Source organism: Streptomyces sp. NBC_00885, assembly GCF_045207475.1.
GTDB lineage: Bacteria > Actinomycetota > Actinomycetes > Streptomycetales > Streptomycetaceae > Streptomyces.
This window is the reverse complement of sequence record NZ_CP108796.1, coordinates 201,835-226,764: the sequence shown is the minus strand read 5'-3', so window position 1 is coordinate 226,764 and position 24,930 is coordinate 201,835. Positions and strand designations below refer to the sequence as shown.

Annotated in this window: 19 protein-coding genes and 2 pseudogenes; 10 read left to right on the top strand and 11 right to left on the bottom strand. The window is 68.7% G+C overall.

What is annotated here, in order from left to right; all coding sequences use genetic code 11:
• Window positions 1-205 precede the first annotated feature (205 nt).
• The 7 genes from OHA61_RS01150 to OHA61_RS01120 all read right to left on the bottom strand — a co-directional run bounded on the left by OHA61_RS01150 (window position 206) and on the right by OHA61_RS01120 (window position 11,812).
• Window positions 206-3,058 (bottom strand): LuxR C-terminal-related transcriptional regulator, encoded by a 2,853-nt coding sequence (locus tag OHA61_RS01150; RefSeq protein WP_406301234.1) that lies wholly within the window; start codon window positions 3,056-3,058, stop codon window positions 206-208.
• Window positions 3,059-3,414: 356 nt separating this feature from the next.
• Window positions 3,415-3,777, bottom strand: coding sequence for a hypothetical protein (locus tag OHA61_RS01145; protein WP_406301233.1), 363 nt, complete (start codon window positions 3,775-3,777; stop codon window positions 3,415-3,417).
• Between the two features lie 301 nt (window positions 3,778-4,078).
• Window positions 4,079-6,946 carry an ATP-binding protein gene (locus OHA61_RS01140; RefSeq protein WP_406307250.1) on the bottom strand — a complete coding sequence of 956 codons (2,868 nt, stop codon included), beginning with the start codon at window positions 6,944-6,946 and terminating at the stop codon, window positions 4,079-4,081.
• Window positions 6,947-7,251: 305 nt separating this feature from the next.
• On the bottom strand, window positions 7,252-8,802 hold the full coding sequence (locus OHA61_RS01135; RefSeq protein WP_406301232.1) for a carboxylesterase/lipase family protein: 1,551 nt from the start codon (window positions 8,800-8,802) through the stop codon (window positions 7,252-7,254).
• Between the two features lie 102 nt (window positions 8,803-8,904).
• Entirely contained in the window at window positions 8,905-9,804 is a 900-nt protein-coding gene (locus tag OHA61_RS01130; RefSeq protein ID WP_406307249.1) for an MBL fold metallo-hydrolase, read from the bottom strand.
• 36 nt (window positions 9,805-9,840) lie between these two features.
• Window positions 9,841-10,812: an SMP-30/gluconolactonase/LRE family protein gene (locus OHA61_RS01125; protein WP_406301231.1), complete on the bottom strand. Its 972-nt coding sequence runs from the start codon at window positions 10,810-10,812 to the stop codon at window positions 9,841-9,843.
• Window positions 10,813-10,924: 112 nt separating this feature from the next.
• Complete coding sequence (locus tag OHA61_RS01120; RefSeq protein WP_406301230.1) at window positions 10,925-11,812, bottom strand: helix-turn-helix transcriptional regulator; 888 nt, start codon at window positions 11,810-11,812, stop codon at window positions 10,925-10,927.
• A 244-nt stretch (window positions 11,813-12,056) separates the two neighbouring features.
• Between OHA61_RS01120 and OHA61_RS01115 the strand changes: the two genes are divergently transcribed.
• The gene (locus OHA61_RS01115) at window positions 12,057-12,302 is read left to right on the top strand and encodes a hypothetical protein (RefSeq protein WP_406301228.1); all 246 of its coding nucleotides are present in this window, start codon (window positions 12,057-12,059) and stop codon (window positions 12,300-12,302) included.
• Window positions 12,303-12,343: 41 nt separating this feature from the next.
• Window positions 12,344-12,799 (top strand): hypothetical protein, encoded by a 456-nt coding sequence (locus OHA61_RS01110; RefSeq protein WP_406301227.1) that lies wholly within the window; start codon window positions 12,344-12,346, stop codon window positions 12,797-12,799.
• A 230-nt stretch (window positions 12,800-13,029) separates the two neighbouring features.
• Here the strand turns inward: OHA61_RS01110 and OHA61_RS01105 are convergent.
• Window positions 13,030-14,020 (bottom strand): annotated as a pseudogene (locus OHA61_RS01105) (phosphotransferase family protein).
• Window positions 14,021-14,321: 301 nt separating this feature from the next.
• On the opposite strand from OHA61_RS01105, the gene OHA61_RS01100 reads away from it, so the two are divergent.
• The 5 genes from OHA61_RS01100 to OHA61_RS01080 all read left to right on the top strand — a co-directional run bounded on the left by OHA61_RS01100 (window position 14,322) and on the right by OHA61_RS01080 (window position 19,078).
• Window positions 14,322-14,870 carry a DUF1062 domain-containing protein gene (locus OHA61_RS01100; protein ID WP_406301226.1) on the top strand — a complete coding sequence of 183 codons (549 nt, stop codon included), beginning with the start codon at window positions 14,322-14,324 and terminating at the stop codon, window positions 14,868-14,870.
• Between the two features lie 249 nt (window positions 14,871-15,119).
• Window positions 15,120-15,791, top strand: coding sequence for a hypothetical protein (locus OHA61_RS01095; protein WP_406301225.1), 672 nt, complete (start codon window positions 15,120-15,122; stop codon window positions 15,789-15,791).
• A 1-nt stretch (window position 15,792) separates the two neighbouring features.
• A complete protein-coding gene (locus tag OHA61_RS01090) occupies window positions 15,793-18,021 on the top strand; it encodes a M48 family metalloprotease (protein WP_406301224.1) in 2,229 nt (742 codons plus the stop codon).
• 152 nt (window positions 18,022-18,173) lie between these two features.
• A complete protein-coding gene (locus OHA61_RS01085) occupies window positions 18,174-18,809 on the top strand; it encodes a ParA family protein (RefSeq protein WP_324975132.1) in 636 nt (211 codons plus the stop codon).
• Window positions 18,806-19,078, top strand: coding sequence for a hypothetical protein (locus tag OHA61_RS01080; RefSeq protein WP_361910981.1), 273 nt, complete (start codon window positions 18,806-18,808; stop codon window positions 19,076-19,078). Before OHA61_RS01085 ends, OHA61_RS01080 begins: the two co-directional genes overlap by 4 nt.
• A 63-nt stretch (window positions 19,079-19,141) precedes the next feature.
• On the opposite strand, the gene OHA61_RS01075 is transcribed toward OHA61_RS01080, so the two are convergent.
• Both OHA61_RS01075 and OHA61_RS01070 read right to left on the bottom strand, forming a co-directional pair.
• Entirely contained in the window at window positions 19,142-20,608 is a 1,467-nt protein-coding gene (locus OHA61_RS01075) for a membrane-associated oxidoreductase (protein WP_406301223.1), read from the bottom strand.
• Between the two features lie 153 nt (window positions 20,609-20,761).
• Entirely contained in the window at window positions 20,762-21,115 is a 354-nt protein-coding gene (locus OHA61_RS01070; protein WP_389372300.1) for a VOC family protein, read from the bottom strand.
• Window positions 21,116-21,334: 219 nt separating this feature from the next.
• On the opposite strand from OHA61_RS01070, the gene OHA61_RS01065 reads away from it, so the two are divergent.
• Both OHA61_RS01065 and OHA61_RS01060 read left to right on the top strand, forming a co-directional pair.
• Window positions 21,335-21,610, top strand: a complete 276-nt coding sequence (locus tag OHA61_RS01065; RefSeq protein ID WP_361910974.1) for a hypothetical protein — start codon at window positions 21,335-21,337, stop codon at window positions 21,608-21,610.
• Window positions 21,607-22,062 (top strand): annotated as a pseudogene (locus OHA61_RS01060) (ATP-binding protein); the annotation flags it as partial. The gene OHA61_RS01065 and the pseudogene OHA61_RS01060, both read left to right, overlap by 4 nt.
• 89 nt (window positions 22,063-22,151) lie before the next feature.
• On the opposite strand, the gene OHA61_RS01055 reads toward OHA61_RS01060, so the two are convergent.
• On the bottom strand, window positions 22,152-22,388 hold the full coding sequence (locus tag OHA61_RS01055; protein ID WP_406307629.1) for a hypothetical protein: 237 nt from the start codon (window positions 22,386-22,388) through the stop codon (window positions 22,152-22,154).
• 653 nt (window positions 22,389-23,041) lie between these two features.
• On the opposite strand from OHA61_RS01055, the gene OHA61_RS01050 reads away from it, so the two are divergent.
• On the top strand, window positions 23,042-24,475 hold the full coding sequence (locus tag OHA61_RS01050; RefSeq protein WP_406301222.1) for an NAD(P)/FAD-dependent oxidoreductase: 1,434 nt from the start codon (window positions 23,042-23,044) through the stop codon (window positions 24,473-24,475).
• Window positions 24,476-24,930: the final 455 nt, after the last annotated feature.

The window sequence follows — 24,930 nt, the reverse complement described above, 5'->3', positions numbered from 1 at the left end:
GCACCGAGCCGGCGTGCACGGTGCCAGCTCGAGCGGCAGCGGAGCCTGACTGCGCGACGAACTTACGGTCGACGCACGGGAGTTGCTTTGCGCGGTCTACGCGGCAGGGCGTTCTCCGAGGCAGGGCCGCGTGCGCCCCGGCAAGGCCTCGGTCTGCCGCCCGGCCAGGGCCTGTCATGTTCGGGGTTGCTTGCGGCACCGGGGGCTACGGATGCCCCGGGCCCGGCTTGCCGCCGCGGTCCGTCACAGCCAGGTCTCGTCGAGAGACCGCGCCCAACTTCCTGAGGGAACGCGCGACATGCTGCTCCACCGTGCGCGGGGACAGGTGCAGGGTGGCCGCGATCTCGCGGTTACTCAGGCCGGCACCCGCGAGCTCTGCGACCTCCTGCTCACGCGGCGACAGCCGCTCACCGTATCGGGGGCGGCCCGGTGGGCGCCGCTCGGCGCCGGGGTGGGCTCGCAGTACAGCCCGTACTCGGGCCACGTCCCATGTCGCACCGAGGACTTCCAACTCCTCAGTAGAAGTCGCCAGTTTGGAGATGCCCGCAGTGGTCTCCAGGCTGCCCGCCAGGGCACATCGTCCGACGGCTTCCGCTGCAAGAGCCGCCTCGTAGGGCCGGGGAAGCGCTTGATAGCAAGCACGGGCGCGCCGGAAGTACTCGGCTGCCTCTGGGAACGCGCCGTCCGCCTCGGCCAACAGTGCCCGGCACGACATCAGTGCTGCCGCGGCGGCGGGTGCCTGTCTGCCCACGGTGCCTGCCGCGAATTCGTCCACCATCTCCCGTGCCCTGTCCACCTCTCCGGCGCGGACGGTTGCATCCACAGCCCAGGGGGCCAGCTCGGTCGCCCATACCCACACGGCCTTGGCTTGCAGCCGTGCCCATGCCTCGGCCGCCTCCCGGGCCGCGGTCTGCTGTTCGTTGCGGGCCAGGGCGAGCCTGATGCGGCCGCCCGCCGCCGCGGCTGCCAGCGGTACGGGGCTGTCGTCCCCGGCCAGGTCGGGAGCGGACAGCCAGGTGCCCACCTGGTTCCATTCACCCCTCGCCACGGCAAGCAGGCCGAGCACCAGCCCGGCGTGGCCCGCTATGAGCGGCATCTCGCCGAGCTCCGTGACGAGCGCGCGGGCCTGGGCGGTCAGGCCTGCCCAGTGGCCGGTCATCATGTCCAGAATCAGCGACTTACCCCGTGCTCCCTGTTCCACGTACAGGTGCCCGCTGCGGGCGGCCAGCTTCGGGCCCTCGGCCAGGAGTTCGCGCGCTGTCGCGTACTCGCCCAGCCAGAGCGCCGCATCGGCGGCGTTGGTCACACCACGGGCCGAGTGTCCGAGAATGCGCACATCATCGCTCTCCCGGGGAAGTTGTTCCAAGAGCCGCCACCCGTCCGGATCACCCACGCTGAGCAGCACGGTCACCCGGTTCGCCGCGACTGCTGCCTGGACCGTGGTATCCCCGCTCCCGCCTGCTGTCGCTTCGGCGCGCTCCAGCCAGATGAGATTGTCCGCCAGCGCGCCACGGGGCCAATACGGCAACGCAAGGGCCGCCATGGCGCGCGCCGCCAGCGCCGGACGGGTACTCAGCTCTTCGATCGCTCTGATGAGTTCGAGACCTCCTTCGCTGCCCCGACCGACCTGATTACCGATCAGCAGCCCGAGGTCGAGCCGGATCTCACCACGCGCGGCGCCGGGCAGCGCAGGGTCATCGACCAGCCGGCGCAGAACCTCGACCGTCTGATCGGAGCGCAGCCCGTTGTAGGCGATGCGTGCGAGCATCAAGGCCAGCCAAACCCTGTTCGACTCCCGGACTTCAGGATGTGCCAGCGTGTCCTCGAGCAGCGAGATCGCCAGCTGGTGGTCCCCGGCCTCGACGGCTTCACGCGCGGCGTTCTCCACGCTGTCCAGCCAGTCCGCGATCCGACCGGATGCGAACTGCTGGCGGGCCAGCCCCGCCCACGGTACCGAGCGCCGGGCCGCCAGTGCCTCGGCCGCTCGACCGTGCAGCTCCCGCCGTACCGGCCCGGGCAGCAACTGATACACGACCGCGGCCTCCATGGGAGTGCCAAATCCGTATTGACCGACCCCGATCTCGTGGAGCACCGCTTCGGACAGAGCGGCCGTCAGCGCCGCACGGCCGCTCTCCGCCGGCAGAGCCGCAACCGAGGTCAACTCGTCCTCCGTCGCGGCCTCATCGAGCACGGCTGCCGCCCACGCCAAGCGCCTCGTTAAATCGTCCAGCGCCGCCACGCGGCCGACCACCAGCTCGGCGAGCCGTAGCGGAACCGCGGCCTCGTCCACGTCTCTGGCCGTCAGCCGGTCCCGGCCGATCGAGTCGGCTCTCCCACCCGGAAGCGGGCCGGCAGTCTTCAGCTCTGCCACCAGATCGGCCACCACCTGCGCGATTCCCCCGGAGCGCGTGTGAAGCCGCGCGACGAACCGGGGCGGGCAGCGGTCCTCGCCCAGCGCCTCCACCGCCATCGCGCGGACCTCCTCCTCGTCAAGCGGGCCCAGCCGCAGTCGGACGAGGCTCATCTCGGCGGGGTAACCCACCGGAGCTCCCAGCACCAGCCCCGGACTCGCCAGTTCCTCAGGGCGATAGGTCAGCACCGCGCGTAATCCCGCCGGAGGCTGAGCCAGCAGGGTACGCAGCGCGTGTGCGTCCTGCTCGTTCGCGCGGTGCACGTCCTCGGCCACCAGCACAACCGGAGCACCGGTGTCGAGCGAAGTCACCAGTTCCCCGAGAGATGAGGTCTTGAGCGGAGTCGGCCCCGTCGGCACCAGGGCTCCGGGCCGGGTACCTGCGGGACGACGTACGGACCCGGTCTTCGACACTGCGGATGCGGTCCTGTCTGGGCGTGTGGACTCCCGAAGGACAACGGCGCCTGAAGCCGTGAACGTCACCTTCAGGCGAGGCACCGCGCCGAGCTCGGGAAGCGCGAGGAGCCACTTCACGAACCAGGTCTTGCCCGTCCCCGCCGCTCCGTCGACGAGCACCAGCGCCGTCACATCCGGCGCGGCCGATGCCAGTGGCTCGCGTACGGCCGTCTCCCACTCGTGCTCACGCATCGCAATCACGTCCCCCCTGTGCTCTGCTTGCCAGGACACTGCCCCGACCCGTCTGGTCCAGCGCCGTCGCGCAATGTCCGGATCTCATGCAATCAGAGGACGGGTGACCGCGTGCGTACTCAGCGTTGTTTGCGTATCCGTAGGTCGGTTCTCCCGCTTGTCGCAGTGATGCGACGGCGAACAAGGTCGAAGCGATGCCTCGCACAGCTCACCAGCGATCTCCCCAGGAGAAATCGGCATGGCCATCGTTGACGGCCTTCGCTCCATCACGGGTATGCACGCGAGGACGGGGCGGGTGAGCCGGGGTGGACGAGGGTGCTGAGCGCCCAGATCCCGCGTAAAGAAGTGCCCCGAGCTCAAGCCTCGGCCAGTAGTGCAACTGCAGTGCGTGGGGACGGCAGTTCCATAACCTGGCAACCGGCGTCTCGGATCTGCAGGGACACCAGGCGGGCTTCGCTGTCGTCGAGAGAGAACACGAACAGCCCGGGCACGAGCACCACGTCGTAGGCTCCACCGTCGACTTCATCGAGAAGGCGCTCCAGCTCAGGCAGCGGCCCAGTGAAGCGACGGCCGTTGTCCAGGAACACTGTCGGCGCGGACAGGCCCAACTCTCGGGCATAGCTGAACAGGCCAAGCCGATGACAGCTCATCTGCCCCTTGTCGTACGGGTAGCAGCGGAGATACACCGCCGCGTGAGCGGAAGCTCGGTCGTCTTTCATGATCTCTGTCGCCTTTCACCCACTGACTGGCCATATCCAAGACTGGACATATTGCTCTTACGTATAGTTTCTGGCTCTTCCAGGGGAAGGCACCCAGGCAATACGAATCCAGGGGGAAGGGGCACAGTGTTGGTATCGAATTGCGCCAATGCTGAGGAACCAATAGGTAGCTCTGGTCGACAGGCGGGGAGCTTGTTAGGTAGGTGGGTAGGTAGTCAGCCACGAAATGAGTACTGCCCAGGCGCGGGCTCGCCCTTGCCTGCTCCCCGTCCGCAGGAGGTGACCGCACTGGTGCCGGTGGTCAGGTCTGGGGGCTTCTGATCTGTTCGCGGGTGATCCGGAGCTTCCTGAGGGTGCGGGCGACGTGGTGTTCCACGGTGCGGACGGACAGGGACAGGGCGCGGGCGATGTCGTAGTTGGTGGCGCCGATGGCCAGGAGCTGAGCGACTTGTTCTTCTCGGGGTGAGAGGCCATCGCCGTAGCTGCGGCGGCCGCGGGGGAGGGGGCGTTCCTGGCCGATCTCGCGCAGGGCCTGGCGGCAGCGCGCTTCATCCGCCGTGGCACCCAGCTCGGTGAACACGTCTGCGGCTTCCTGCAGGCGGCGGGCCGCCACACCTGGGCTTTGCGGGGCGGCAGTGAGCAGAGCCTTGCCGATCTGCTCGGTGACTCGGGCCGCGCGGTGGAGTCGGCCGATCGCATTGAACCGGGCTTGAGCTTGCTCCAAGTTCTCCACCCCTCGGGCAGGGGCAGTTTGCACAGTCAGCAAGCCACGGCACAAAAGCAGCTCCGCGACAGCCCCCGGCGCGTTACGGCCGTCTATACCCCGCTCCACCTGCCCCACCAGCCGTTCAGCCTCCGAAGGAAGGCCGCAGGCAAGAGCAGCCTGTACCGCCGTGGGGACGAGATCCGTCATCCACACCCAGTTGTTCTTGCGCCGCAGGGCTTCCAGCGCTGGTTGCACCCCATCCCAGGCCGCCTGCATGTTCCCCTCGGCCAGCTCGAGGCGACCCACGGCTGCCGCCCACAGCATGAGCCATGGCGGCCAGTGCGGCCATCCTGGAGTCTTCGTCAAATGCCCGAGTCGTTCTCGTGCCCGGGGCCACTGCCCGCGCGCTATCGCCAGCTGTACTCGGATCAGCATCGGCTCAACCTGGAAGACTCCTTCACGCTGACCGGATTCCGGAGCGATCGTCTCGATACGGTCGTCCAGGCCGGTCCAGCGGCCGGCAGCAAAGTCCAGCTCCAGCCGGATGATCCCGCACGACGCGGCGATCCGTTCGTTCCTCGTCAGGGATGTCAGCGTCTCCGCCTCGTCCAGCAGAGCGTGGGCCCTGTCGTCGTCACCGCGCCAGTACCCTTCGTCCGCCGCGTTGTGCACCGCCCGAGCACATTGCCGCACGACTTCCGGATCACTGCTCTCTCGTGGAAGCTGCTCCAGCAGTTCCCGGCCCAGAGGATCTCCCATCGTCTCCAGCAAGGTGATCCTGCAGGCCAGCACGGTCGCCCGGGCCACCGGATCGTCGGTGGAGGCGACGGTGTCCACCGCACGGTGCATCCACTCGATATCCTCGGAGATCGACACGTCGCGCATGCCTATACCAAGGGTTGCCATGGCCACCGCGGCCAGGTCGGGCCGGCTCTCCAGTTCGCCGATCGCCTGCACGATCTCACGGTCGCCTTCGGCCCTTGGCGACTTGATCAGCAAGCTCTGGCCGAGGTTGAGGCGGATTTCACCGCGTGTGGCAACGGCCAGGGCCGGGTCCGCCACGATCGCCCGAAGAGCAGCGAGGCTGGCGGTCTGGTCGATCCGCCGCATCGCGATGCGGCTCAATGCAAGCGCACAGCGGGTGCGCTGCTCCGGCGGCAGAGCCGGTTCGGACAGAAGCTGTTGCAGTAGGTCGGCCGCGACTCCGTCATCCCCCACATCCACGGCGTGGCCGGCGGCAGCGAGCGCCCGCGGCAGCCATGCCTGCACATCACCCAGCTGCCGGGTGTGGTGAGCGATCTGCACCAGTGAAGGCGACTTCTGCCCCTCCAATGCCTCCACGGCACGCAGATGCAGCCGACGGCGCCGGGGCCCGAGAATCCGGCCGTAGACGGCCCTACGGGCCAGCACATGCCGGAACCCGTACATGCCGGGAGATGCCTCGATGAGGACACTGGCCTGAAGTGCCGCCGTCACCCCCTCCTCCATCTCCTCCTCATCCAGCTTCGCGAGGACTGCCAGCACCTCCTCAGGAGCAGGCACAGCCAGCACCGCCGCGGCCTCCACCACTGCCACCGCAACCGGATCCAGTGCGGCCACGCGTGTGCTGACCACTTCCTGCAGCGCCCGCGGCACCCCCATCCCCTCCAGGGAAGAGGGCACCCTGCTTTTGGGCTGGGCGATCAGGTCGGCCAGGGCCAGCAGATCCTCCTCGGCGGCCAGAGGCAGCCCCCCGCTGCGCTCGAACAACTGCCTCCCGAGGGCCAGGGCCGCCTGCGGGCCGAGTACCGAGTCAGCGAGTTCGCGGACCTGCGCTTCACTCAACGGTGGAAGGCTGATCTCCACGCCACCGACTCCCACCGGACGCCGATAGGGCGAACCCAGCACGGCATGGCCGACAGGAAGATCCTGAGCACGGTAGGTGACCACCAGGCGCAGCCCCTGTGGCGGGTTTCTCGCCAGCAGCAGCAGAAGTTCCCGGGTCGCCTCGTCCGCCCAGTGAACGTCCTCCACCACCACCACGACCGGCCCCAACGCCGACAGGACCTCATGCACGGCCCTCATGAGGTCAGGCGTTCCACCCACGGCCTCCGTGCCGTCCGGCGCGGGCGTGGGGAACCGGTCGGTGAACTCTGGCAGCAACGCCCGCAGCGCCCAGACCGCGGAGGTCAGCTTCACCTCAGGCACCAGGTACCTGTGCCCTTCGCGCAGCGCGTCGATGACGGGTCCGAACGGCAGCGGCTCCCGCAGAGGGTGGCACCAGCCAAGGAGCACGGGAGTTCCGTCCTCGGCGAGACGAGCCAGAGCCTCGCCCACCAGGCGGGACTTCCCCACCCCCGCCTCACCCTCCACGAACACCACGGCAGGCCCGGACGACAACGCGTCCCTGAGCAGACGCAGCTCATCCCCACGCCCGACGAAGGCGAATCCAGCCCTGCGGCCGCCCCCCTCTATCCGGCCCATCACCATGGCTACACCACCGCCACACCGCCACGGACCCAACGGAAAAGTTGCTTCCTCGCCAGGCTACCGGCCACCACCAGAGACACGGCTCTGCCGCCGAACGCCCGGGCCCGGCCCGGAACGACTCGTCCACCATCTGTCTGCGGTCTGGCCCACGCGTCAGCCGCCTCCCCGGCCGCTGCACCACGTCCTGGCGGGCCGGCGTCAGCCTGATGCGAACGCCCGAGGCAGCAGCCACAATCGGCACACCGTCGTCTTCCCGCACGTCGGCGCCGGAAAGCCAGATGCCCAACGGCGAAAGCCGGTCACACCCGATGCTCTCCGACGTTTCGTTTCGCCCCGTCAGGGCGGCGGTGATCGGTGCACGCCCAGGCTTCGGTCTCATGAGGGCGCGGGTCCTCGGTCAGCTCCCAGGTGGCGCCGATCCGTTGCACGCGGCTCCGGCCGGACTCGTGGCGGGGCCAGCCGGGATCGCCGTCAGCGGCGAAGCGGACCCATGCCTGGTGCGTCCGGGCGGCGAGGTCGGCGGGCAGCTCGCTGGTGCCGAGCAGTGCCTGGGGGCCGTGCAGCGACGGCAGGTCGAGGCGGTCGAAGACGAACGGCAGCTCCATGGTGTGGCCGGCGCCGAGCTGTCCGTCGAGCGCGTTGGACCGCCAGGTGAACTCGTAGACGAATGTCGGTGCGTCCCCCGCTGTCGCATGTGCGTCGGCCATCCGCCGGGTGCCGGCGCCGAAGAGTCCGTCACCGAGCACAGCGGCGCGCAGTTCCGCGGCGGATGCGGTCGGCCGCTGGGTCCGGTACGCAGGGATCAACTCGTCGGGGCGGGGATGGAACCTCGCCGCGGTTTCCCGGACGTCGGCGTCGGTGCTGACGGGCAGCAGGCCGTTCGGGGCGAGGTAGAGGCTGCCCTCGTCGAGGTTGGCGCCGATGAGCAGATCGACATCTGTCCCGCAGCCGGTGGCTACGGCGGCGGCCGGCTGCTGTTCGAGAATGAGGCTGAACGGTGTGATGCCGCCGAGCGGGTCGTGGTGGGCCGGCGTATGCAGGTCCAGACCTCTCAAGTGGGGGACGAGGCCGACGAGTTGCTCGTCGGGGATGTCGGCCAGGGTGGGGGCGGTGGGTTCGAGCCCGAGGTGCCTTCCGACTTCCGCGGTGACGATCCGCGCCTGCTCGGGGGTGAATGCGCCGGTACCGCTGCCGCTTTGCATGATCGCCCGGCGGATCAGGCCGTGCGAGGCAACATCGGCGAGGACGCCTCCGACGATCATGGCTCCTGCGGACTGGCCGAACAGGGTCACGTTGGCCGGATCGCCGCCGAAGCGGGCGATGTTGTCCTGCACCCAGCGCAGTGCGGCCAGGATGTCGAGCATGCCACGGTTGTCGGGGGCGCCCGGCAGGTGCAGGAAGCCGGGGATGCCCAGGCGGTAGTTCAGGGTGACGAGGACCACGCCGTCGCGGGCAAAGGCGGTCCCGTCGTACAGGGGAGCGCTCGTCGAGCCGGCGACGAAGCCGCCGCCGTGGACGAACACCATGACGGGCGCCGGCGGCCCGTGCCGGTCCGGGGCCCAGACGTCGGCGGTGAGGTAGTCGGCGCCGGGCCGCCAACCCGGCGCGAAGTAGGGCGACATGTCCAAGGACCCGAATGCGTCTCGTGCAGGCTGCGGCGCTGTGGGGCCGCGCCGGGCAGCATCACGGACCTGAGTCCACCGCTGGTGCGGGCGGGGTGCGGCGAATCGCAGGTGCCCTACGGGCGCAGCCGCGTACGGCACACCGAAGAAGGCCGTTCCGTGGGTGTTGCGGCGACCGCGGACCGGGCCGGTGGTCGTGGTGACGATGACGGAATCGGTGGGTGCCATCGTGTGTCCTTTCGTGTTGCGCGGCGTCCGGCCGGTCGCCCGCCGCCGTTGAGTGGGCGCGGCAGCGGGCGACCGGTGGGGTTCTGCGGGTTGTGCAGGGGCTCAGTACCGGGGGAGCGGGGCCCACCGCTTGATGGCGTAGGCGTCCGCGTCATGGGTGACTTCGAGCGCGCTGTGGCCGCTGAAGTGCGCCGGCAGTACCAGCGCGTTGGTGTCGGCGGCCCAGCCGAGCAGCTTGCGACGAGTCGCGCGGGCACCGGCCGGGTCCTCGCAGAAGCAGCTGTTGTGGTCGGGTTCCATGACCTGCAGCGGGGTGTGCAGCAGGTCGCCGGCGAACAGAGCCCGGTCGGAGCCCGAGTTGAGCTTCAGCACGCTGGATCCCGGGGTGTGGCCGGGTGCCGCTTCCAGGCACAGGTTCGCGTCGATGGTGTGGCTGTCCTCCCACAACTGCACCTGGCCGGCTGCGTGCACGGGCGCGACGCTGTCTTCGAAGACGTTCTCGTTGACGCCGCCGGTGATGTTCGGGTTGTTCGCCGGGTTCCAGAACTCGAAGTCGGCCTTGGGCATCAGGTAGGTGGCGTTGGGAAACGTGGGAACCCAGGTGCCTTCGTCCAGGCGGGTGTTCCAGCCGACATGGTCCACGTGCAGGTGGGTGTTCACCACCAGGTCGACGTCCTCGGGCCGCACCCCGGCCCGCCGCAGGTTGCCGAGGTAGTCGAGCAGGAGGTGGTCCCACGCCGGGACGGCCGGGCGGGCCTTGTCGTTGCCGATCCCGGTGTCCACGAGGATGGTCCGGCCCTCGCTGCGCAGCAGCCACGTCTGCATCGCGACCTGGACGATGTCGTCGTCGGTGTTGAGGTGGTCGGGGACGAGTACGTCCGTGTGCCGCCGCCATGCCTCCTCGGGCGAGCCCGGGAAGAACTGCTGCGGGGTCATGCCGACGGGGCCGTGCATCTCCTCGATCCGGGTGACGGTGACGTCACCCAGCTTGATCTCGTTCAGGGTCTCATTCATCGTGCGCTCCACGGGGTTGGTCGATCAGCGGTTGTGAGGGAGACGGGCCAGCAGCAGATGGGGATCGGTGGCCGTGGTGTAGGCGGCGCTGGGCACGTATGCGGTGCCGCGGCGCAGTGCGACCGAGGTCGGGTTCTGCAGACCGTCGGCGGCGGTCAGGACGGTGGACACGGAGCCGTTGCCCCGGATGCGGACGACCGTGTTGGGGGCGTTCAGGGCCGCAAGGATCTCGTCGCCGTTGCCGGTGAAGGCGAAGTCGTCGATGCCGACGAGGTTTGTGGCCCTCGTCTGGACCGGGCCGGGCTCGTTGCCCGGCCGGATGGGGATGCGCAGCACGGTGCCCTTGTCGAGATTGGTCACCCACAGCGCACAGTCGTGGATCTTCAGGCCGTTGGCTCCGAGGAAGCCGGCGGGAGCGAGTTCCGCCGCTGAGGACCACGTGGTCGGCTCACCACCGGCGGCGGGGACCGTGAAGATCGTCCCGAGCACTGAGTCGGCGACGTAGAGCACGCCCTTGCGCTCGTCCAGCGCCAGTCCGTTGGGCAGGCCGCGTGCGGGCAGCGCGGCGATACGGTCCGGGGTGCCGCCCGGGCTCAGCCGCCACAGGCCCGTCAGGTCTGCGGTGCCGCTCGCATAGAGGAAGTACAGCGTCCCGTCATGGGCCCGGGCGATACCGGTGGTCAGCGCGAAGCCGAGGACCGGTGTGTTCACCCCGCCGTCGGCGGGAGCGGGCAACGTCGCCAGCACCCGTGTCCTGCCTGCAGGGGTGACCGCCGCGACCTGTCGGCCGGCCGCGAAGGTGACGTAGGCCGTGCCGTTGGGCTCCAGCGCGATGTTCTCCGGCATCTGCCCCTGCGCCAGATCGAAATGCGCGGCAATCCGGGTCTTGACCACCGGAGCGGTGCCCGCGGACGCCGGGGCTACGGTGACGGCGGCCAGGGTGACCACAGCGACCGCCGTGGCCGCGCCGGCGATTGTTGCCAGTTTCTTTTTCATGTTCCTTCACAGTTTTCGGGCGCGCGGTATCCACACGCGAAATACGGGTGAGCACAGTGAATTGAGCGAATTGATTCGTGCGGGCAGAACGGTCTATGTGCGCCGCATCGGATTACGTCGGATTGCTGAAATGCGCCAGAACGCGGTCCTGGTCGGTCCGCACGCTGTGCATCAGCAGCGTCATGGCGGCCTGGGAGGGTGAACCGGGCTCGGTCGTCGCGACGACGATGTGCTGCCCGATTTCGGTGTTGAGGGTCTGCTGCGTGACTTCCATGCTGCCCACCAGCGGATGCAGCATTTCGTAAACTGCGGCGCCGCCTGCCTTGACCCGGTGATCTGCCCACCAGGATGCAAATTCGGCGCTCTTTACTGTCAGCTCGCCGATCAGTGAGGCGAGAGCCGTGTCGTCCGGGTGCCGGCCGCATGCGAGGCGCAAAGTGCCCACCACGGCTTTGGCCTTGGCCGGCCAGTCCGCGTACAGGGCGCGGGTGTGGCCGTCCAGGAAGAGCAGGCGAGCCATGTTCGGGCGCTCAGCCGGCCGGTCCGGGCTGCCCGGGTCCAGATGCCCCGCAAACAGGGCGTGACCGGCGCGGTTCCAGGCCAGAACGTCACTGCGCCGACCGAGCACGACTGTCGGTACATCCGCCAGTGCGGCCATGAGTTGCACCACGTCCGGCGTCACCCGTTCCGGCACCGGTCGGCGCACTCTGGGACGGCGGCGTGTGCCGGCGGCCAGGTCGTGCAGGTGCCGACGCTCGGCCTCGTCCAGCCGCAGGGCCTGGGCGATCGCGTCGAGCACCTCCGGGGAGGCATTGGACGACTGCCCCTGCTCCAGCCGTGCGTAGTACGAGGCGCTGACTCCGGCCAGGCGGGCCAGTTCCTCGCGCCGCAGACCCGGCACTCGGCGCTGGTCACCGTAGGCCACCAGCCCCACGTCCTCGGGCAGCACCTGTGCTCGGCGGGTCCGCAGGAATTCGCCAAGCGGTTGTCTTGCTTCCATGGGCTCGAGTATTGGCTCCCCGGCGCGATGCAACCACACCCTGCCAGGGATACTGCCCTCTACCTGGGCCGGACCCTTGTACTGGCCCCAAAGAGCGGGCGGGCTCAGCATGGTTGAGGCCGGTGCCCGCCGGGGGTCGGCCTCAGCCCCTGGGCGCCCGGTTCAGAGCCGGCTACGAGGGCGATCCGCGGCCGCCGCCGGGAAAACCGGTTGCGCTCGCGTGGTGCGTGGACACAATCAGCGCGTGCAGATCCTGTCGTTCCCCGAAGAAGCCACTCCGTCCGAATTGCGCATCCAGGTGCGGGAGATCCAGGCGCAGGCGTGGCCGTCCGCGCGCGTCTCGGTGACCCCTGTCGATGCGCCCACCCACGATCCTTTGCTGCGGCCGTTGTCGATGCTGCTGGTGGAGGAGGGCTCGGTGCTGGCAGCGCTGGACATCCTGTCCAAGGAGATCGTCCACGCCGGACGGCGCTTTGCCGCTTGGAGGTGAAGGACCCCCAGCCGGAGGCCGAACGGCGCTCTTTCCCGCCGGTGTCCGACCCCGATTGCCAGACCATGCTCGACATCCGCAGCGGGGAAGGTGCATCCACCGTCGTCTTCCAGGTCTTCAACTGGAAGGGGGACATCTGGGGAGGCGGCTCGACGCTTGCCGCCTACGAGGACGGGAAGGCTCAGCAGGTCTTCGCACAGCTCAAGCAGGCGCTTGGCTCCTGCCGCTCGTACGAGGGCACAGGCTGGGTGGGGAAGTTCAAGGCAACCTTGACGATGGAACGGGCCCCGGGGGTGGGGGAGGAAGCCGTGCGATTCCACGAGACCATCCCCATGGGCCCTGAACACCCCTGGGACCGCAACGAACAGTTCACCGTGGTGCGGGCCGGGAACACCATCGTGACGTTCACGAAGCTGAACGTCGGCGGAAGCGCATCGTTCCCCGCCGCTCTTGTCAACCGGCAGGTCGAACGGCTGCAGAACGCACAACGCCCCTGATGTGGCGGTGCGAGATCTGGCTAAGTTGTTGATGGTCCTGTCGCGGAGCCGACGGGCGGTACGAGCGACGCCGAGCCGGCCCGCCCGTACACAGCAACGCGTCCGTCAGCTCGAACAGTTCGTGACGCCGAGCAGTCAGACACGAGTGGTAGCCGTCCCGGACTGTGACGCCACAGCGGACGGGCTCCCGCTGGGCGTTGTGGTGCAGCAGGTGCAGAGGCTGCGGGCGTTCAGGGGTGGACCAGTTCCAGCGCCTTCTTCAGGTTGTACTCCGCGATGCCCGCCATGAACGCCCTGTCGGGGAAGTCCCCGTCGAGCAGCCGCAGTGGACCCGCCGTCAGCGACAGACGCTGCGCGAGCGTGTACAGCGCGAGCCGGTCCTCGTCCAGTCCGTCCACCTCCAACGACCGGTAGGCGTCCTGCAGTCGGATCCGCAGAAAGACGTGCTCCCACTCGACGTCGAAGTACATCAAGCCCTCGATGTCGATGGCCACGGGGTTCCCGCCCGCGTCCACCAGCACGTGGTCGGGCCCAAGTTCGCCGTGCACGACCGCGTACTCCGTCCGTGGCCGCACCGCCGCCGCCAGACCCAGTAGCCGTTCCTCCAGCCGGTCGCGGGCTCCCGCGATACGCGGATCACGCAAGGCCGCCTCGGCGAGGTCCCGCAGCGCACGGTCCAGGACGATCCCCTCGCACGACGCCCCGAGCGACGTACCTCCCCCGTCGACCAAGGCCACCTTGCCGTACGTGGACGCCCGATGACGCCGCATCGCCCTCAAGCGCCTCTCCGAGCCGGGCCATGACCGGGGCAGCCGCGCTCGGGTCGCGCGCGAGCAGCTCCTCCAGGTTCTCGCCCGGGAGGTCCTCGACGATCGCGAGGTCGGACGGACAGTGGGTGCCGTTGCGGTCGACGAGACGGATCGCAGGAACGCGTACGCCGAGCGCCTCCAGCCGCGCGTGCGCGGCCTCGAACAGGTCGAGCCCGAGGCCGGGCGCGAACGGGTCGCTGAGGTCGTCGTCCCCCTCGGCCGCCGGCCAGTAGTTCTCGGTGTCGTCCCACAGGTAGGCGATCGCAGTCGTCGCGTCGTCCATCACCAGGCGGTATACGCCCTTCTTACTACCGCCCGCGATCCGCTCAACCGCCTCCAGCCGCCGCCCACCGCCCAGAGCGGCTCGCGCCGCACCCGTCAACTGCTCACGCGTTTCTGCCCTGGGCGCCACGTTCCGAACCGCCTCTCCATCGCGACAACAACCTGAGCACCCTACGGCAGCACGTACGTGGGCCCGGGGGCCCAGAACTCCGCACCAGCGCACTCCGTTCCCGAACCAGCGGTGAGGCGCTCGAAAACCAGTGGAGCAGCGCAGCTGAGCGCCACTACCGTGCTGCCGAACCAAGTCGTCTGGGCAAGGACGTGCCGTTGTACACCCTGTGAGACCTCCCGAGTGCTGATTCGTCGCGCGTCGCGCATGTGCGCCGCGCTCCTTTCTGCTGCGGATTTCTCACTGAAACCGGTGTACTTCTGTGCTCAAAAACTGGGTGGTCGTGCCCACCTGCCTGCCGCTCGTTCTCCGCCGCTGCCACGTATGCGCGTCCGAGCGCTTCCGGGCAGACGGTAAATTTCGCGTCAACGCACACCACAAACTCATCGACGCCTGGCTCCTCGTGCTCTGTACCGCTTGCGGGGAAACTGTAAAGCTCACGGTCCTGGAGCGGAGGAATGTGCGCTCCGTACGACCTGAGTTGCTGGACCGGCTGCATGGCAACGACCCTGGCCTGACAGCTGAGCTGCTCCAGGATCCGGTCGTACGGCGCCGTAATCGCATCGCCCTCGACTGGGACAACGCCTGGCGCCTCGACACCGGCGGACCGGATCACCTGGACCACGAGGTGATAGACGTCGCGGTCCGCTTTGCGGCGCGGATCCCTGTCCGGCCGGTGCGACTGATCGCTGAAGGTTGCGGTCTTTCGCGGGCCGAGGTCGAAAGACTGATCACGGAGGGGAAGCTCGTTTCGGCGGTCCGGCTGAGCGGCAAGCTCTCCGGAGACTTCACCTTCTCGCTCAAGCGCTGAGCCCTCGTCGGGACCAGGGGCCTGTCCGGCAAGATCCGCCGGACAGGCCCCTGGTTCGGTCAACAGGCAGCACACCGCAGGGTGCCTCTTCGGTGATCGCCGGACAGCTCGCGGCAGCGGGTCCATACTCGAATTACGCGCGACGACACATGCGTTGACTTGCGGAATTCGTGGAGTCACGGCGGGGGCAACGAATCAGCGGGGGGCTGACGCACACTCATGACCACTCCGACATCGTCCATCACAGCCATGTCCGGAAGCGCGTGGAAGCGCAGCAGGCAGCATCGTCGACTTGCGCGGGCGCTGGCCAGGGAGGCGGTGACCGAGCTTGCCGCCGGGGAGCTGCCGCTCTTCGAGCAGCGCGCCCGGAGCCACTTCCGCCCCCGGTTGTGGAGCCGTCGGCCCTTGTCCGTCGACGTCTTCGGGCTGGCGGCCGAGGTGGTGACCCCCGCGGCGCTGTCGGCGGCGGCCGGCGTTATCGGGGTGATGTCGGCCGAGCTGGTGAGCCGGTTGGCCTCGCGCGTCGTCGGCCGCATGTCGCGCCGTTGGCGGTGGTCCGAGGCCGAGCCCACCGGACCGGCGGACGCCGCACCCGCGCCGTCCGCCGCGGAGCTGGCCCGCTGGCGTACGGCCGCGCTGTCGGGTGCCCTGCGCCATCTGTCCGAGCAACGGGCACAGCAGGTCGCCGACTCCGTGTTGGCGGAACTCGTACAGATGCTGGCGACGGACGCGGCACCGGAGCCTTCCTCGTCACCGTCCACAGTGCTCCAGTCTTCCGGGGCCTCGGGGGCCGGCGGCCCCCACGCCGACGACGGGGACCGGCACGCGGACCGAGCCCGGGGGAACCCGAGCGGAGACACCGAACACTCAACCGGGCACGGAGACCCGGACGGAGACGGTCCAGCGGCGACCAGGCTCTAGCGTGGTCGTACGGGCTCTCCTCTTCTGTGTCGCGCTGATGGCCGCGGCCATCACGATCGCCATCCCGGCCACCACCAGCCGGCACGCCGAGGCCGCGGATGTTTACAGCCGGTGCTGGCCGGCGGCGATCAGGCAGTTCCAGCTGTCCCTGCCGATGACCTCTGTGGAAGCCGAGATCCTCGCTCAGGCGCCGATCTGGCCGGTGCGACCGGTGCCGGAGGAGTACGGGCCCGCCCTCAAGCAGTACCTCCAGGAGCATTGCCCACCGCCACCGGTGAACCGGAGCGAGTCGCGCGCCGGGCTCGCGCTGGGGGTACTGGGAGTAGGCGGCTTCGTCCTGTACTGGCTCAGCCCCTATCAGCAGATCCTTTTCCGTGGTCTGCGCCGCCTGCACCCCACACCCCGCTCCGGAACACCCCGCGGCTACCGGCCGGACCTGGCAGACGCTGTGTACCGGCAGGCGGACGACGCCGGAGTGACCGTCCATGGAGTGTGGCTCAACGCCTCCGACTACACCAAGAACGCGGTGGCCTTCGGGCACTGGCGGCGCAGGCACATCGAGCTCGCGAGCGGCATGGAGAAGCTGCTGGACGAGGACCCAGGCACCTTCGAGGTCGTCATCCGCCATGAGCTCGGCCACATCAGCCACCGGGACCTTGACGTCACCCATGGCGTCACCGCGCTGTGGGGGGCCTTCACCGTCCTGCTTGCCATTGCTTTCTGCTTCGCCGTGTCGGGGTACGCACGCGATGGTGACTACCTGCTTCAGCTCTCCTTCCACCTGTGTCTGCTCGCCTACACGCTCTACGCGGCCCGCAACACCTTCCTCCAGTCGCGGGAACTGCACGCCGACGCGTTCGCCGTGAGTGATCCCCCCGGATCGGGCACGGGGGAGGAACGCCGCGAGAAGCTGGACGAGTTCTTCGTGGGACTGGCCGCACAGCGGTCGCCCAACGGCGGGGCGATCCGCGCCGTCGTCGGCGACACGGCCCCTGCGGCACCGGATCCGCAGGAGCGCGCCGGCACCAGCTGGCCGTTCGCCACCCATCCCGCCCTCCAGCGCCGCAGGAGGGCCCTGCGGAACCCAGCCTTGGCAGGCGAACTCAGCGCCTGGGAAGCCGGGTTGACCGGCTGCGTCGCCATGTTCGCCGTCAACCTGCTGCTGGGCGGCAGTTTCGACCTCATGCTGATCGGCCTGCGACGGGGCTTCCTGGAAACCGACACGCTCCGCCCCGTGTACGCCTGGCTCGCGATCCCCCTGCTCCTCCCGGCCGGAGCCGTGCTGGGCCTCGGCATCCGGCACACAGTCGTCGCGTGGGGTGGCATACGCGGCGGCCGCAGGCTGGCGGGGCGGCTGGCGTTCCTTGCCGGGGGCCTGTGGTCGGGGCTGTGCTCCGGATGCATGCTGTTTCCGACGCAGGAGTTCAGTTCCGGCTGGTCCGCGCAGCTCGACACGATGTGGTGGCACGAGGTCACCGGCGGACCCGCGCTCGGCCTCGCACTGACGGCGGCCCTGTCGATCCTCGCCCTCTCACTGTTCGCCCTGGTGTGCGACACCGTGTGTCGACCACGGGCGGCGTCCTTGTGCGTCGGCGCCTACGGAGTGCTCACCGCCGTCGCCTGGTTCCCGTCGGCCCTTCCCGAAGGGACCGCCCCGTACCTCCTCGCCGTGGTTGCCGGCGCCGCACTACTGAGCTGCACGGCGCTGCTGTTCCTGCGTCGGCGGCGAGAACGGCCCGTTCCCGCGCCGCTCTCCCTTGAGGAGCCGGTGACACGGACCGAGGCTCCGGACGCGACGAGGCCGCAGCGCCTGCTGGCCCATGCCGTCACCGTCGTAGCGGCAGCCGGGGCGATCGTCGTCGCGGACAGCCGCCTCGTCGACATTCCCGATTCGCGACTCACGCTGGTGGCCTCGATGGGGGTTGTCTGCTGCGTTACCGCCCTCGCCGGAGCGGCAGCCGCCCAGCACGACGCCGAGTTCCGGCGCAGGGCCCGATTCGCGGCCGTCTGCCTGACCGTCGGTGCCGCCGCGACGGTCATGGAGTATCTGACGAGCGCCTCCCTCGGCCTCGTGCCGGTCCTGCTGTTGCTCGGGTCGGCGGGCGCCGTGATGGTGGCCGGCCGGATCTCGGCGGCCTCCCTCTACGCCTCCAGCCACCGCAGGAGCGCGCGCTCGTCAGGGCGGGCGTCGCGGGCCAGGCGCTCCCTTGACGACGAGGCCTCGCGCTAGTCGCGGCGTAAGCCTCAGCCTGCTGGGGCGGCCCTCCACGCGCGGCTCGACCACTGGCCGAAGAGCGGTCCTGACTGCTTGCGAGTGAACCATTCACTCCCGCACTCGCGTCGAACCCATCCAACCGATCAGGCCCATTACGGTTGGCTCCCATGCTGCTGAGCTGTGCCTTTGTGAATCTCAAGCCTGGAGTCGGCAAGACGACCAGTGCCGTATGGCTGGCCCACGCGCTTCACGAGTCGGGCTACTCCCCGCTTCTGGTCGACGGCGACCCAGCCGCCTCCGCACTGCGCTGGAGCGAATTGGCTGACGGCTTTCCGTTTCCCGTCATCGCCTTGCCAGTGGGTGACGTACACCGCCGTGTGAACGACTTCCTGGGCAATCGGCAGGCTGTGGTGCTCGATGCGCCGCAGTTGGAGGACCATCCGCGTATCGCCCGCAGCATCATGAGGTACGCGAGCGAGTGGATCGTTCCGGTGACTCCCGCTCCCATCGAACTGGACCGGATGGCACCCATCCGCTCCGAGATGGACGACGTCCAGTCCCTGCGCGCCGAGCCGGGCCGCACTGCGGTCCTCCTGAACCGGACCAATCGTCCCGACGCCACACGCACCGGCCCCGACGCCGACGCTCGTGAGGCGCTCACCGAGTTGGGGTTCGTGGTGCTGGACACCCAGATTGCGCGGCTCGAGTTGTACGCCCAGTCGTTCGGAAGTCCGGTGCGGGCCAAGGGGTCGGCGTACATGGACCTTGCCGATGAACTCATCAAGCGTCAGGAAGAGGCATGAAGGAGCGCAAGGACAGGTACCGCGCGGCATTGCAGCGCGGAGGGGACATCGCTGCCCGGTCCTCCAAAATCATCACGCTGAACAGCAGATACGTCCGGATGACCATCGAAGTGGACCCGGACCTGCAGCGCGACCTGACGCGATGGGCCACTCTGCCGGTATCGGCGCTGGTGCTCGCCGGCACGACAGTCCTGCGCACCTTGGCCGACACCGCCGCGGCCGTGCCCCGATCAGTGGGTGGCGCCGGACAAACGGGGCCGACACCTTGACTTCAAGGACGTTTTCCTCGCCCGGCGCACGTTCTCTGAGCTATTCGCGGGTTCTCGTGGGGGTCATTGGCGGCTGACCGTACGGGTCACGCCCGTGACGATCGTCGTCGCCAGGATCCAGCCGGTGATGATCAGGGCGTAAGACAGCCACTGGTGCCAGCCGTCAGGCGCGAACGCCGGCTCCTGGCCGAAGTTGATGATCGGCAGGAGCAGGTCGAGGGTGTAGAAAACGGGGTTGAAATCGGGGGCCTCGTCCGCCTTGACGGGCCGTGGGTGGTCCAGGCCGTACGCGATCGATCCGATGACCACGAGGGACAGCAGCCAGACGGCCGCGCGCAACGGGCGGAAGCCGTAGCCGACGGTGGTGTCCTGGATGTACCCCCACAGCCGCCCGTACCAGGTGAGCGTGGTGCGTCGGCGGCGTTGCTTGGCAAGTTGGACGAGCCGGGCGGCGTCGTCGTCACCGACGTGGCGGTAGGCAGCAGTCAACTGCTCATAGCCGTACGGCTCATACCGGTCGCCGTCCCGCTTCAGCATCGGCAGGCGGCGTTCGGCGGGCTCGTGCGGGGTGAGTACGGTGTACGTGAGATTGCTGAGATACACCTGGTCCGGCAGCATCTCCGGTTCAAGGGTCAGGATCTCTATTTGAGAGCGCCGCAGATTCAGGGCGCCCTCGATGCGATCGCCCCTGCACAGCCAGAGTTCACCGATGACACAACTGCTCGCACGCAGTGCCGTGTCGCCCGGATGCGACAGGTGGGCGTGGAGCAGGTCGAGACGGCCCGATATGCGCGAGCCCCGGAGCTCGACCCGGCCCTGCGCCCGCATGCACCGCGCCCGTACATGGGCTCCCACACTGAGGTTCTGCGCGTCCAGCGCGGTGCCATCGGGCTTGTTGAACTCGGCGTCCTGAACGTTGATCCGCCCGGCGACGGAGGCGCCAGTGAGCCGAACCTGTCCGTGAGCGCACATCTCTGGCGCCCACAAGTCGTCGCCGATCGTTGCCTGGTTGAGCTGCAGCACCGGCTCGGAGTCGTCCGGCGCCGTGAACTCCGCGCGCTCCATGAACAGCGCCCCGGAGATCTGCGCCCCGCCGAGCCGCACCGGCCCCCGCATACGGCAGTCCGTCATCCGCAGCACCCCCTCGACCCGCAAGGTCGCCGAGGTCAAGCCCGGCAGAACGGAGTTGCTCAGATTGAGCTGGCGCAGCTGGGCACCGTACAGATCGGGAACACCGTCGAATTGACAGTGGCTCAGCCGGATGGCGGCGTCGATCGTGGCGTACTTCAGGTCCAGTACACCGGTGATCCGCGCTCCCGCGATCTTGAGCGCGGCGATCTCCCCCTCCTCCTGCGGAGCCTTGAGCAGCAAAGTCCGCAGCACCCTCGCCCGTAGGGTCCGCTCGGCGCCCCACGTGTTGCCGAGCACCGGATCCTCGTTCTCGGCGGCGCGGAAGTCCACGGACTCGCCTCGCGGAAAGGCCCGCCATACACGCACCTCGGCCGGCGTCAGATCGTTGGTCTCGCTCACGCCGGGACTCTGACGTGCCGTGTTCGAGGTGTCAACTGCCGTACGGAGCACGCCGTACCGTCCGACATCCTGCCGCCCCACCCGGTCGCCCGCGCCGAGGCGGGCCCCTGCCCAGTGGTCCGTCGGCAGGTCACCGCCTGCGTGAAGACGCGGTCAGGCGGGCTGCCACAGCTCGACCCGATTGCCCTCAGGATCGGTGACCCAGCCGAATCGACCGACACCCTCCATGTCCTGCGTTTCTCCGGCCACATCCGCGCCCTTGGCGCGCAATTGCGCGAGCATCGCATCCAGGTCGCGGACCCGGAAGTTCAGCATGGTCTGCTGGGCGCGGGACCCGAAGTAGTCGGTCTCGGACTCGAACGTCGCGAACACCGTCGGCCCCGCTCCCTGACGCCACAGGCCGTGCTCATCGGCGTCCAGGCCCAGGCAATCGCGATACCACGCGCTCAGGGCCGCCGGGTCAGCGGCTCGCATGAAGTATCCACCGATTCCAAGCACACGTTCCATGCCACTATCTTGCCAGGACGGCGATCGGGCGTGCCGACACCACCACCATCGTCCGCTGCACCCCGTCTCCCTGCGAACTCGTAAGACGCGCACCAAGCCGCGACGAGGCACTCGCCGGGGGCGCAAGACACCAAGTCCGTCGGGCCGGCGCCAGGCCGATGACTTTTGATCCGCAGCATCGTCCTACTGATGACGGAATCCGCAGAACGGAGACACCCCATGCACGCCGCTCTTGTGACGTTGACGATCGACCCGGATCAGGCCCCGGCTGCAGCCGCTGCGCTGATGAACGACATCCTGCCGAGGGTCCGCTCGGCTCCCGGCTTCATCTCCGGATACTGGCTGGAGCCGGCCGACGGCCGCGGACTCTCGATCGTCCTGTTCGAGAACGAGGAGCAAGCCCGCGAGTCAACCCCACCTGCCGACGACTGGACGGCTCCCGGCGTCACCATCCTCGGTGTTGAGATCCGGCGGGTAGCGGCCACGGCCCCATGACACGCAAGCCGCCCAGCAGCGGTTGCATGCCACGCGCACGTCCAGCGGTCCGGACGGCACCACAGCTCATGTCCCTGCGAGTCACGGCGTCACGTCCGTCGGCCCTCGGCAGGAACGAGCGCCGTGGCCGCATCGACATGGGTGTCTGCGATCTTCGTGCCGCAGTCCTGCGCTGTGTCGCAGGAGCTTTCTCCATGTCGGTGTCGCTGGGTGAAGACGATCTTTTCGTTGGCCGGGGTGCCGAACTGTCCAGGCTCGAAGACTGCGCCCGGCAGGTGCGCGCGGCGCGGCCGTGGGTGGTTCTGGTCGAGGGTCCGCCGGGAGCCGGGAAAACGGCATTGCTCCGGCATTGGCTCTCGCGTGAGGATCGCGAGGACGTCACGCTGCTTCGGGCCTATGGAGACGCGGCAGAGGCCGAATCGTCCTATGGGCTGCTGGGACAGCTGATTGCCCGGATGAGCGCGGAGCAATTGCATGGGTTTCCGCCCTGCGGGACGGCATTCCACCTGCTGCCGCCTCATGCACTCAGGTCGCTGGACAGCTACTGCGACTTTTCGACATCCGGAAGCTGGCCCTGGACCGAGAATGGGGCTGTGGACTGGTTCTCCGCGGGCTGGACGAGAACGCGGTGGCCGAGCTCGTGCACCGCGCCACCGGAGAGCAGCCCCGCCTGCCCGTAGTCCAGCGGCTGCTGCAATACACCGACGGCAACGCCTTGTATCTGCGCACAGTCCTGGCCGAGGTGCCCTCCGAACAGTTGCAGGGGGCAGCGGACCATCCATGGGCTGTGCCCGGCACCTTGGCCGCGGCTCTCCAGCAACAACTGGCGGCCCTGCCGGCTCCGGTCCGAGCCCTGACCGAGGCTGCGGCAGTGCTCAGCGTACGGGCCCCACTACGCACGGTTGGACAACTTGCGGGCGTGGACGACACGGCCACCGCCCTGCAGCCGGCGCTCACGGCACAGCTGATGAGCTGGTGGCCGAGCGTTCCTTCCACGCCCGTCATGGTGGCGCACGCGCTGCAGCGCGACGCCGTCCTGGAAGGTATGGCCCCCGGCTCGGCGACAGGCGCTGCACGCCGCCGCGGCGGACCTGGTCGATGCGGCCGGCGCGTGGCGGCACAAGGCCGCCGCCCAGCTCCTCGGCGGCTACGGCTACACGCGCGACTATCCGGTCGAGTGCATGATGCGCGCGGGACTCTGGCGGTGCCAACGGTGGTCCGCCCGTTGATCAAGGCTAGTAGCCGTGCCCCAGCCGCGCTGACGCTCCCAGCCCCCCGCCTCACCAGCGAACCAACATGGGGTGCTGGCTGGCAATCGGTACCGGTATAGACCGCTCAGCTAGTGTCTTCTGTGTCGCCATGGGGGCGGTCGGCGGGTTTCCAGCGCGGTACGGCGCGGATCCAACGCGTCGTCAGGGAAGGGGAGTTTGCGTGCGAAGTGCCGTGGTGCTGGGCGGAAGTGTCGCCGGGCTGATCACAGCTCGGGTCCTGAGTGACCACGCCGAGGAAGTCGTTGTCCTGGAGCCAGACGGCCTGATCGATGAAGGAGCCGGTCGCGGCGCCCCGCATCGCCATCAGCTGCACGCACTGCTCGCCATGGGGCACACCCAGATCGAGCGCTGGTTTCCGGGGATCACGAGGGAACTGGTCCACGGGGGCGCCCACTTGGGCACCGGCACTGCGATCCAGTACTACGTGGACGGAGTCCTCCGCCCCAACGTCCCGGACGCCCACATGCTGGGGGCCACACGCCCCTTCGTCGAAGACCACCTGCGCCGTCGAGTCCTTGCCCTCCCCAACGTCACCATCACGACCGCCCGAGCCCGCGACCTGATATTCAGCGGCACCCGGGTCAGCGGCGTCCGATTCTCATCCACCGCGGACAACAGCCCTTCCCCCGATCCCGATGGCGAGCTCGAGGCCGACCTCGTCGTCGACGCCATGGGCAGGTCCAGCCGACTCGGAAAATGGCTCCTGAAGCACGGCTGGGAACAAGCCCCATTCGAACGCATGACAGTCGACCTCGGGTACGCCACGGCTCACTTCCGCCGCGGCGACGAGCTGCCCGAAACAGTCGTCGCCCACGCATCGCCCGGACCGGCCAGTGGATACCAATACCGGGAGGCGGTCACCGAGCCGGCAGCTGTCACCGCACTGGAGGGAAACCGGTGGGGAGTGGTACTGGCCGGCTACACGGACTACAGGCCAGGGTGCGACCCGGACGAGTTCAAGGCACGGATGCGGCGCTCCGTAGCCCCCATCCGAGAGATTGCCGAGAAATGCGAACTGGACTCGCCGATCGGCACCTTCCACTTCCGTGAAAGCCTGCGGCGTGACTTCACCGGGCTGAGCCGCTTCCCCGGTGGCCTGATAGCTGTGGGCGACGCAGTTGCCTCCGTGAACCCCATTTACGGCCAGGGCCTCACCGTGGCCGCCCTGCAGGCTTCGGCCCTCTCCGCGTACCTGCGAACCGGGGCCTCGCCCCATGCTGCAGCATGGGGCTACTTCCGCCGGGCCGGCGTTATCGTCAACGCCGCCTGGCAACTGTCGGCCACCGCCGATCTCGCGCAGCATCACGTCGCAGGCCACCGTCCCCGTGGCTACCGGCTGACGCGCTGGGTCGGCGACAAGATCACCGAGGCGTCGGTCATCGACCCCGTCGTGAACCAAGCCTTCATGGACGTCGTACACATGCGCAAGCGCCCGAAAGCGTTGAGCCACCCGAGCGTCCTCCTTGCTACGGCACTCGCGCTGTCATCCCGGGCTCTGAAGCGCACCCCCTCCGAGGCCCACCAGACAGTGTGGGATGCCGACGGCCAGACCAAGACCGGCAGTGAGGCAGGGAACCGAGGCGCCAGCCGCTAGTCACGACCTTTCGTTCTGGAGCAAGCCGAACTGCCGACCTGCCGTTTCCCGCCAAGTCGGCGAGGAACAACACCTGCGACGAGTACTACATCCTGCACAAGTACGGATCCGGCGCCGACATCTGGGGCAGCGAACACCACGCTTGCGCCCGGAGAGACGTGGAGCAGTGACGATGGGACCCGGGTAGGCATGTACGAGCTCCACCCGGTCGACCCAGTCGACTGATCTCGGCAAACGCGAGGCGGGTTGCAATCTCAGCGAGCGGGGCCGGGCTGGGTCGCTTGCCGCCGGTAGGCGTTCGCTACATCGGCCGACGGCCTCATGCGACTTGGACGTGCATGAGCGGTGATGCCCAGTCTCCGGAGACGGCCGGTGTGCTCCCGCCGGTCGGCGAGTTCGGTGAGGCATCGCATTCCCGAGCTCTACTCGGACCGCCTTGCCCCATCATTGATCCG